Origin of the sequence: Coprococcus sp. AM14-16 (genome assembly GCF_003434675.1) — a bacterium.
Lineage (GTDB): Bacteria > Bacillota > Clostridia > Lachnospirales > Lachnospiraceae > Coprococcus > Coprococcus aceti.
Window position 1 is genome coordinate 218,906 of sequence record NZ_QTLL01000002.1, and the last position, 11,011, is coordinate 229,916.

7 protein-coding genes are annotated in these 11,011 nt (G+C 46.1%); 1 reads left to right on the plus strand and 6 read right to left on the minus strand.

Going from position 1 to position 11,011, the window contains the following annotated elements:
- Window position 1: 1 nt before the first annotated feature.
- The 6 genes from DW159_RS07185 to hisA all read right to left on the minus strand — a co-directional run bounded on the left by DW159_RS07185 (window position 2) and on the right by hisA (window position 9,386).
- Window positions 2-517 (minus strand): A24 family peptidase, encoded by a 516-nt coding sequence (locus tag DW159_RS07185; protein WP_055222450.1) that lies wholly within the window; start codon window positions 515-517, stop codon window positions 2-4.
- Window positions 518-682: 165 nt separating this feature from the next.
- Window positions 683-1,066, minus strand: coding sequence for a hypothetical protein (locus tag DW159_RS07190; protein WP_055271950.1), 384 nt, complete (start codon window positions 1,064-1,066; stop codon window positions 683-685).
- Window positions 1,067-1,223: 157 nt separating this feature from the next.
- Window positions 1,224-2,969, minus strand: a complete 1,746-nt coding sequence (locus DW159_RS07195) for an ATP-binding protein (protein ID WP_015534296.1) — start codon at window positions 2,967-2,969, stop codon at window positions 1,224-1,226.
- A 232-nt stretch (window positions 2,970-3,201) separates the two neighbouring features.
- Entirely contained in the window at window positions 3,202-6,204 is a 3,003-nt protein-coding gene (locus DW159_RS07200) for a GtrA family protein (protein ID WP_242992636.1), read from the minus strand.
- Window positions 6,205-6,334: 130 nt separating this feature from the next.
- Complete coding sequence (locus DW159_RS07205) at window positions 6,335-8,608, minus strand: glycoside hydrolase family 9 protein (RefSeq protein WP_015534298.1); 2,274 nt, start codon at window positions 8,606-8,608, stop codon at window positions 6,335-6,337.
- A gap of 1 nt (window position 8,609) precedes the next feature.
- Complete coding sequence (gene hisA / locus DW159_RS07210) at window positions 8,610-9,386, minus strand: phosphoribosylformimino-5-aminoimidazole carboxamide ribotide isomerase (RefSeq protein ID WP_117549738.1); 777 nt, start codon at window positions 9,384-9,386, stop codon at window positions 8,610-8,612.
- Between the two features lie 191 nt (window positions 9,387-9,577).
- Between hisA and DW159_RS07215 the strand changes: the two genes are divergently transcribed.
- Window positions 9,578-10,990 (plus strand): AAA family ATPase, encoded by a 1,413-nt coding sequence (locus tag DW159_RS07215; protein ID WP_117549740.1) that lies wholly within the window; start codon window positions 9,578-9,580, stop codon window positions 10,988-10,990.
- Window positions 10,991-11,011: the final 21 nt, after the last annotated feature.

Consider the following 11,011-nt stretch of genomic DNA (forward strand, 5'->3'; position numbering starts at 1 on the left):
GTCACCTCCACTCTATAGTGCACACGTAATACATGACTCCGCCCATTATGGCAGCAGAGAAATGTACCCTAGACTTCATCAGATTCCTATAAAATTGTTTTGTTGAAATTTCTTTACGATTCGTAACTGACATTAAAACTTCTTTTAAAAGAAAAAATAAAGATATAACTCCTCCGGCCAAAAAGGAGTAAACAATCACCCGGATCACATCGGTTCCTACAAATGTGCCAGCCGTCGCCAGCAGCTTGATATCACCTGCCCCCAAGGCTTTTTTATGAAATAATACAAACAAGATCACCACAGGAATAACACAGCCTGCCACACTGCTCAGAAGTCCATCACACGGTCCTCTGACAACTGCCGACATCAGGAATCCCTGTATCATGCCAACTGCGATAAGCCTGTTCGGAATCCTCCAGTCTCTGAAGTCCGATACCACCGCCATGCTCACAGTTGCGATCAATGGTATTACATAATATATGATCTCTGTCCTCCCTTCTCTCTGAGTTGTAAGCACACCTTACACCCTCTCTCAGCCTTTGTAAAGGGGGGATTTCATAAAGAAAATTTTATAAATTGCGGCTATATACAGGCTGTATATTGCCCAATTTCAATATACAAAAAGCCCGTCCTGTTACGAACGGGCTTCTGATTTTACAGCATGTATATATAATTTTTTTTACTAAAATTGTCCATTTCCCATGTTCTGATTGTTATTTGGGTTCCGGTTATAGTTCTGGTTAGGACTCTGATTAGGATTCATATCAGCCTGCTTCCTTGCCGCCATGGCATTATCAATGTTCTGTATCTCGCTCCTGCTTATGGCTATACTGTCCTGAAGAACCTTTACATTGTTGAAATACTGGAGCAGCTCCTGAGGTGGATTCTCCTTGTTCTGCTCGTAGAAATACTTGCCGATCTCGACCATGTTCCTGTCGATCATCTGCACCTCATTTGATATCTTGTTGTTGAGCTTTGCCTTCTGCGCTGCGTCCTTCGTCTCATCCACCGCATTATTTGCAAACTTCTTGGTCTTGTTGAACACATCCTGGAAAAAATCTGACATATCATATACCTCCATGTAATATAGATCTTTCTTTATCTGCCTTAATATATCCATGTAAAACTAAAAAAACCGGGAATATGGGTGTTGATTCCATAATCCCCGATTTTTTATTTGACTTTGTTTCTCACTATGTCATGTATACTTATGGCCTTTCACATCAGTCGTCTATGTACTTATTCAGTGTATCAACCACATCATTGAGATTATAAGGCTTTGCGATATAATCATCAAGCTGGTTCTCAAGGATCCTCTCCTTGTCACCGAACATGGCTCTCGCCGTAACCGCAATGATCGGAAGTCTCTTTCTCTTCTCCTTGCGCTCTATCTCCCTGATCTCCTGTGTAGCTGCTATACCGTCCATAACTGGCATCTGTACGTCAAACAGTGCCGCATCATATATCTTGGTCTTGAACAGTTCAACAGCCTTCTGGCCATTCTCAGCTATATCGTATGAGAATCCTGCCATACCGAGAAGCTTACCGATAACCTGCTGGTTGACCGGCTCATCCTCTGCAACAAGTATCCTTGCCTTGCTGTGTGCATTGATGGAGAATACCGCTGGCTCCTCCTTCTCCTTGAGAAACTCATCTGCCGCATCCGCAGCCTTGATGACCTTGAGAGGTATCTCAACAATAAATGTTGAACCTATATCTTCCTTACTCTGAACTGTGATGTTACCACCCATCAGCTCAACGATCTGCTTGGTGATGACAAGTCCCAGACCTGAACCACCGTACTTTCTTGTATCTGATGCATCTACCTGGCTGAATCTTATGAACAGCTTGCTCATGTTAGCCTCTGAGATACCTATACCGGTATCTGCAACTGCCATTCTGATCTTAATCTTGTTGTCTCCATCATCCATGGATGCTATCTTGACTCTTACGCTTCCCTCGGATGTAAACTTGATAGCATTTGAAAGCAGGCAGTTGAGAACCTGCTGGATTCTCTGTCCATCACCGCGGACAAGCTTTGGAATATTGCTTCCAAATGAACAGTCGAGCTGCAGTCCCTTGTTGGTTGCGATCGGAACCTGTGCAGCAACTGTGTCCTCAATGGCAGTCCTGATGTCAAATGTCTCTTCCTTGATCTTGTACTTACCAGCCTCAAGCTTGCTTATATCAAGAATATCATTGATAAGTCTGAGCAGTGTGTCTGCACAGTTCTTAGCTGTGATAAGGTTATCTCTGTAATCAGCCTGAAGATCCTCAGCCATAAGTGTGAGCTGGAGCATACCGAGAATACCGTTTATAGGCGTTCTTATCTCGTGGCTCATGTTTGCAAGGAACTCGGCCTGTGTCTTGTATGCTGCATTCGCATCCACGATGGCCTTGCTGAGCTTCTCCTCAGTCTCCTTCTGCTTGGTCACATCTATGACTACCATGTTGATGTAATCAGCCTCAGACTTATACATAACCGTGTTGAACACCTTCTGAAGTGACTCCATGGTGATCTCAACATCCATCAGATCTCCCTCTTTGGTGCCGGAGTTGTTATAAGCTGTGAACCATGCATTGATATCCTGAAGTACCTCTATCTTGCTCTCCTTCAGTATCTTGTCCTTGTAGTCAGACACATCGAGCTTGAAATACTCCCCAAATATCTCATTGGCGTCTACTATCTCGTAGTTTGTTCCGTTGACAGGATCATTAACGATCCTCGCCTGTGCAAATCCTATAGGAAGGTTCATGAAAAGCTTCTTATACTTATCAGACTTTCCTGCTGATCCCATGTTGCCATCTCCGAATACCAGTAATACCAGAACAGCAACGACCGCTGCCAGGACGCCACATATAATAGCTCCCACACCTATACCGGCGACTCCCAGCACTCCCGCCAGCAAAGCCAGAACAGCCATGGCCAGTGCAAGCGGCTTAATCCCAATTTCCTTAATTTTGTCCATTAATGCACCTCTGTTTCTATAAATATTGCGTTTGCCACATAGACACTCCTATGCATATCCACATGGATACATTATATTATAAATAATTATTAAGGTCAACGCTCATATAGTTTTTTATGCTGAATAATGTACAAATTTTCTCTGTTATTTTGTACATATTGGACTACTTTTTATGGTCTCCCAGCCATTCTACCTCGTTATTATGCATATTTTATCTATCAACAGATCTGCATTACTCTATCGCTGCTTCATCATCTGTCCGATCCTCATCCTCTGGCTTCCCCTTTTTGCTACCGCGCTTCTCCTTGATGGTCTTCGCATTCATAAGCAGTGCAAACACAAGCCAGCCGGCAAATGTGAATATCAGGCCGCTCTTGAGTCCTCTAGGGAAATACTTGAACTCTATCACATGGTCTCCCTTCTCAAGATCCAGTGCGATAAATGCTCCCGCAACAGTCTGTATATCGGTCTTTCTGCCATCAACATAGGCAGTCCAGCCCGAATCATATGGTATGGATGTGAACATCAGGCCAGCCTCATCGACTGATATATGTCCCTTCACATATCCATCCTCAAATTTGTTGATATTTAACTGATTGTCAGCCCATCCCTCATACGCCTGGTCAAATGCAGCACCGTTGAGAGTGGCTATCGTAAGTCTTGCAGATGTATTGTCAGGTACACCCGCAGAGAAATAATACTCGACCTCCACGTTGGTTCCCTTTATCAGATGTCCCACATGGTATGTCTGGTACTGAAGTCTCTCGTAATTCTGCTCCTCACCGTTCACATATATCCTTATCTTGGTGATTCCATTGCAGTTCGCTATGATGTACAGATCATTCTGTTCCTCTGTTATGTCAAAGCTGAGTCCAAAGCTCACGATACCCGGTGTGATATCGGAAAGTCCAAAGTATTCACTGTACGGATTGTCATGTGTTATCGTGATGTCATTTGAAGAGCCAGTTACCTCCGGATATATCTGGCTGAACGTACCAGCCACCCCAGTCGACTTTTCCACGAAATTATTTATACTGTCAAACATATTCGATGCGTCAGAAGTCCAGTCTTTCAGCTCGTTATTCACCATGAAGCCCAGCTTGAGCGCCCGGCTGTTCTGGTATACATCAACGCCATCCACTGTATCCACATAGTCCATATCGTAGGACATATGCTCATCCTGTCTCCTGAACAAATATCTTATGCCCAGAACCGAACTTGACACCGGATTTGCTCCGTCAAACAGGAACTCATTGGCACCTGTGTAGAAACCAAGTCCGTGCATGGCATTCACAAGGTCATTTGAAACCGTCGAACCAAACAGGCTGACTCCCTGCATATTGTAATAGGTAGATTCATCCACCACCTTGGTGTTGTTGAGCTCCGTTCTATACGGAAAATGGCCTGTCTTAACAGAATCTATAGCGGCCTGCACACTAGCAGCATCGCCATAGTAATCCGGTATGTTCACCGTTCCGTTGCTCTCGTATCCCTTTGCCGCGCTGAACACGATCTCAGTCAGACACAACACTGAAAGTATAGCTGCCACTGCGAATCTGCCTTTGCCGCGGACAAGTCCCAGCACCAGGATTCCCGCCGAGTACACAGCAAACAGCACCCATGTGAGGATAATTACCGTCCTGTCCATATCAATATTCTTGTCTGCATAAACCAGTAAACCGAACGCCACGATGATTCCCAGGGCTATTCCCGGTATCTGCTTCTTGTCTGTATTTGCAATGGCCTCGTATCCCATGCTCAGCAGAATGAAGATGAACAGGAATGAAAATCTGTTCGGGATTCCGTACTGATCATGGAAGCCGTGCCATATATAGTTGAGCAGCGTATTGTTGAAGCTCATCATGAGAAATACGATCAGTATCACATTCTTAAGCTTCTCGTACCATTTGATCTTTGTATTGAAAATATATATTCCTATCAGCAGTATGGCAAATGTACCGCAGTACAGGTTCACACCGCCGTCAAACTGCTGGCTCTTTATCGGCTCAGTCAAGACAAACATCTGCTTTATCATATCCCATATGCTTCCGTACCACTCCCATTTAGGGAAATGTCTGGTGGCAGACGCCGTGGTGTTAATCCCGATATAAGCCGGGATCAGCAGAAACGCAGACATAGCCGCAGCCATGACAGATGTTCCCGCAAATCTCAAAGTGTCCTCTGCGCCCTTGTATATGTTCTTGTGATTGGTGAGTATAAACTGGAGAACCAGGAATACACATATCATGAAACATATATAGTAGTTACACAGAAGTCCATAGAACAGACTGAGTGTGTACAGTCTGTAGTTGCTGCCGTCCTCCATCATCTGCTCGAAGCCCTGCATGATAAGCGGAAGTATCAGTATACAGTCCATCCACATGAGATTCCATGAATATCCTATGACATAGTTGCTGAGTGCATATGCCACAGCAAATGGAATGATGAGCAGGTTGTTCTTGTTCCTGCACTTGTATCCAAGATAGCTCGCCATGGTCATACCGGACAGAGCTATCTTGATACTTATGAGCAGGCACATCGCTATGTACAGATGCTCCCTGCTGAACAGCACGATTATAAAGTTCAGAGGGCAAGCCATATAGTAGGCGATTATGTCAAGCAGATTGCTTCCCATGCCTATGTCCCACGTATAGAACAGGCTTCCCTCGTTCACCAGTTTGTCATGATAATCAGAGAAGAATGGCAGATACTGGTGAAGACTGTCCACCATGGTAAGGCTGTGTCCGCCAAATGGTCCTATCTCCGCCACCACCCACAGCACGAACATAAATATCGCCGGGATGATAAAAGCGATTATCATGATATAGTTGTCAGCAAATATATCCTTTACAGGCTTTTTATCCTTCTTAAATACGAAGCATTTGCTGAATATATAGTTTATTACAAGTACAACTACCTGAATTATTATCTTTGATATAAACTCATTGTATCTGAAGGAGTCGCACAGCAGGTTGGTTCCAACGACCTCCACCACCATGGCAAACAGACGCATGCCCACAAATGATATGAACTCCCTTATGATCCGGCCTACGCTCTTCCTCTGCTCCGACCTGAACACGTAAAATCCATTTGCAAAGTAAGCAAATAATATGGCAAGCATTATCGCTATGATATTCGCCGCACTTCGCGACAGATCCGTCACAAGTCTCAACACAAAGAATGATACAAGATTCACAGCCGTGGTCATTCCTCCGGCTATAACATATCTGACCATCTCTTTCTCCATAAGCTTTTTTATTTTGTCTACATATTCATTCATATTTCCATACCGATTCCTTACATGATATTCAATAGTTATATCAAATATGATGTACTAATTATAGTTACATATTCTTAAATATTTGCTACTTGAAGTTCGCAAGAAGATATACAAGAGGTGAATTCCAGTAGATCGTTACCTCATTACATGAATAACTCTGTGCGTTGTCGACATAGCATCTCTCCTTTGGAATCTTTGCAAGAACAGCCTTCGCATATGGATCCTCAAGGTTTCCATCGGCACCGCCCACAAGCATTCCAGGCATTGCCTTGCCCAGTGCCTCTGAAGGTCTGTGGTGTGGATTCTCAGGAGTCTGTGAACCATATCCTGTCACATAACAGTAGCTGACTGCATTTCTTCCAAGTATATAGTTGAGCTGGTCTGCCGCATAGTCCACATATGAATCGTCGCCCAGAACCTTTGATGCCATGAGCAGAAGGATTCCGTTATCCGCAACGACCATGTTGCTTCCCCATACATAAGAGCCGCCTGTTGTTGAACCGAAGCCGCTGCCGGCATAGTTATCTACAAGCTTGTCAGCACCCTTCTTAAGTATCTCCTTCTCTGCTGCGCAGTCCTTTACATTTACACAGTAGTCATATATTCCATAATATCCGACATCCGCCCATCCAAGGCCGTACTTAACGCTTCCCTCGATGGCTGTCTTCACATAATCATTGTAGCTCTCATCACCTGTTGCGATATACAGCTCCGCTGCTGCCCACAGGTACTCATCGCTGTCATTGCTGTCAGGATACTCACCTGTAACTATGCTTCCAACGTTCTTAAAGCCTGCATCTCCCTGATGCTGCTCAAGATACTTCCATGCCTTCTGAGCTGCAGCAAGACATGAATCTGCAAATGCTGCATCGTACTTTCTGTATACAACTGAAGCCTTTGCCATAACAGCCGCAAAATCGCCTGTTGCTGTGTTGGATATAGGTGAGAGTATCATCTGAGCAGTCTCCTCAACAGCAGCCACCATCTCAGGGAACACCTCTCCGGTAACCTTGTGATAAACTCCGCCGCTGGTCTCATCCTGCATCTTGAGCATCCAGTCAAGCTCGTATCTGACCTCATCCAGAACGTCAGGAACACCGTTGCCGCTCTCAGGTATTCCGATAGCGTCGTCCTTTGCCGCATACTCTGAATCCTCATATGTAAGGAGCAGATCCTGTACCGCCTTTGCGCCCGGAACAACATATCTTCCGTAGTCTCCGGCATCATGCCATCCGCCGGTCACATCCTTTGCAACATCTGAGCCGTACACTATGGCAGTTCCCGTGTGACATGCAGCGTGTGCAAAATCACCGGCTATGGCTGAATCAAGCTCTGTTCCACATCTCTGGTCATAGAACATGAGCACTGACGCCTTGTATATATCGTCATACACGCCATCCCCAACAGGGAACTCGTATGATTCTGCTCCGGTGTCGAGAACTATCTTGTATGTACCCTGATCCTTGACATCAGAGAAATCTATAACCGCACATTTGTCGCCCACAGCAGGATCGTAATCCCAGCCAGATACGTCACCCTTGCTGACTACCTTGTCATCAGCGACGCTCTTTACCTCGTAGCTCTTGGCGTCTCTGTCAGTCACTGTGGCAAGCTTCTTCGCATCCTTGCCGTAACCCATCTGGTTGATGCCAACCAGCTTTGGATCAGGAATACCCTCAACGCTCTGTGCGCTTGAGGCGTCAACTACAGTGAGCTTGATATTGTCAAAGTATACCTTGTGAGGCACGCTGTCATCACCAACGCCCTCGAAATGTCCCAGATTCATACACATTCTAGGTGCCGGATCCGATGCCTCGCTCATGGTGAACTGGTTGGATATGTGCTGTGTCTCAGTGCCTATCGTTATGTCATCCATCACATAAGCGTGGTAATCACCGCCATTTATCTGAAGTCTGTACTGAATTCCTCTCTCAATGGTGCTGTGCACGTCAAATGACAGCTCATACACACAATCCTGGTTGAGCTCAAATCCGTCATAGTATATCTGGTTCGCATAATCCAGGCTTCCTGTTCCGGTTATATCCAGACACAGTTCTCCGTTCTCTGCTCCGAGTACGGCCTGTCCGCCATTTGAATATGTATGGCACTCGTCCGTGTCATTGTCATCAAAGTTCAGGTCTATCAGGACATCCCCTGCCTTGACCTCTGTCTTCTCCTGTTCAGCCTCCTCCGAAGCAGCCTCCTCTGTCTTCTCCTCCGAGGTCGCAGCCTCGCTGGTCTCCGCCTGGCTTGTCGCCTCTGTCACATCGTCCTTGCCCTGACCTCCGCAGCCAGCCAGCATGGACATACCCATAGCCGCAGCCATCGCAATGGCCAGTACCTTCTTCATCTTTGCCATGTTAACCCTCCATAAACCTTATAATCTCCTGAAACGCCATATGTCCCCCAAAGATATCCAGTGCACTCCCTATGGTCACGTCTATCCTGTTCCTTCCGAGACTTCTGAGCTGTTCCAGATCGTCAAATGATGCCACACCTCCGGCATATGTCATCGGCAGCTTTCCCCATCTTCCAAGCATGTCCGCAACATGGGTCTCTATGCCTGACGCCTTGCCCTCCACATCCACCGCATGAACGAGATACTCGTCGCAGTATTCTGAGAGCCGGTCAAGCGTTGCCTCCTCCACCTTTACATTTGTAAATTTCTGCCATCTGTCAGTGACAATATAATACTCTCCGTCCCTCTTCCGGCAGGACAGATCCAGCACCAGATGTTCTCTGCCCACAGCCTTCTCAAGTGCCTTCAGGTTGTCGTAGTTGATCTCTCCATCCCTGAACACAAATGATGTGGCTATGACATGTGACGCACCCATATCTATGAACCGCTGTGCATTGTCAGCATTTATTCCCCCGCCTATCTGCAGTCCTCCCGGATATGCAGCCAGAGCGAGCTGTGCCTGTCTTACATCGGCGTCATAGTATTCGCTGGACGCAGGATTGAGAAGTATGATATGACCACCCTTAAGTCCATAGCTTTTGTACAGTTCAGCAAAGAAGTCTCCGTCCTTCTGTGATACAAAGTTTTCATCTGCTCTGTCACCCTCATCACAGAGACTGCCTCCAACTATCTGCTTTACCTGTCCATTGTGTATGTCTATGCATGGTCTGAATTTCATATCGTCTGTCTCCTGTCGCGTTTGTCACCTTTTGGTGTAAATTTTGCTCATATAACTGCTATTTTATCATACAAAATACAAATATGACACAATAAATGGATTAACCAGGCAAAACTTTATTTGATTACATGGGCCAAAGGCTTTACAATAGATACAATTATGTGCTTTATGGAAAGGATGGGGAACAACTTATGAATTACTCACTAAAAGCCGAACTGGACAACTGCTATTCCTATGCCGATTCGCTGGACAACGACGGCTACGGTGCGCGCCAGAAGACAGGACTCAAGACAAGAGAGATGCTTCAGTTTGACCTGCTTCAGTTTCTTGCATATCTGTCCAGCTCCGACCAGGCAGAACTTACCCTGGAGATAAAATTTGTCCGCGAATACCTGAACCAGCACTTTACAACAGACAAATTCCGCACATTCAAATATGAGAGAACAACCAGGGATTTTGCCGTGACACCACCTAGATCCCTTACATATTTTGTACAGGGCGATCTGGCCCGGGCAAAGGTAAATCCCAAATCAGTATACCGTTCCAGAGATTACGTCAGAATGTTCAAGCTCATGGGTCAGGAATTCATCGCCTGCAACAACATGACTGACGACAACGAGATAGCAAGGCTCACAGGCTACTGCCTCATGCTCGACAAATATCTCAAGTCCATGAACCTGTACGCCATAGATCCAAGCCCACTGCTCGACAAGTACAACGCACTCCCAAAGAGTGCTTCCCCAGTCTCACAGACTCCGGCTAAGTCGACAGCTTCCGAAAGGGCTGAACCCGTCAAGGATGTGGACACTCTTCTCGAGGAACTGAATTCCATGACCGGTCTCGAGAGCGTGAAGAAGGACATCACCAACCTCGTAAACCTTCTGAAGATCAAGAAGCTCCGCGAGGAAAACGGCATGAAACAACCGTCCGTATCTCTCCACCTTGTATTCTCCGGCAATCCGGGAACAGGAAAGACCACGGTGGCAAGACTTCTTGCAAATATATATAAGGGTCTGGGCATACTGTCAAGAGGACAGCTTGTCGAGGTCGACAGAGGCGGACTTGTTGTGGGATATATTGGTCAGACAGCCGTCAAGACAACCGAGGTCATAGAATCAGCCCTCGGCGGGATCTTATTTATAGATGAGGCTTATACTCTCACCGCAGGCAAAGGTGAGAATGATTTCGGCCAGGAGGCAGTGGACACGCTGCTCAAAGCTATGGAGGATCACAGAGATGATCTCATAGTCATAGTTGCCGGCTACCCGGATCTCATGGAACGGTTCCTGAGCTCCAACCCGGGACTTCGTTCCAGATTCAACAAATTCATCACATTTGAGGATTACACCGGGGACGAGCTTATGTCCATCTTCGAGAGCATGTGTTCCAAGCAGGAATACAAGCTGGACGATGATGCCCGCGCATACGCCTCAGAATACTGGCACGACAAAGCCGCACATCACGACGATACATTTGCCAACGCCCGTGAAGTCCGTAACTTTATGGAATCCGCCATATCCAGGCAGGCCACCAGAATAGTTTCCATGAACAACATTGACGTAGCCACACTTGAGACCCTTACAAAGGAAGATCTGATGGCTTAGGCTTGTAATATTTTTTGGATA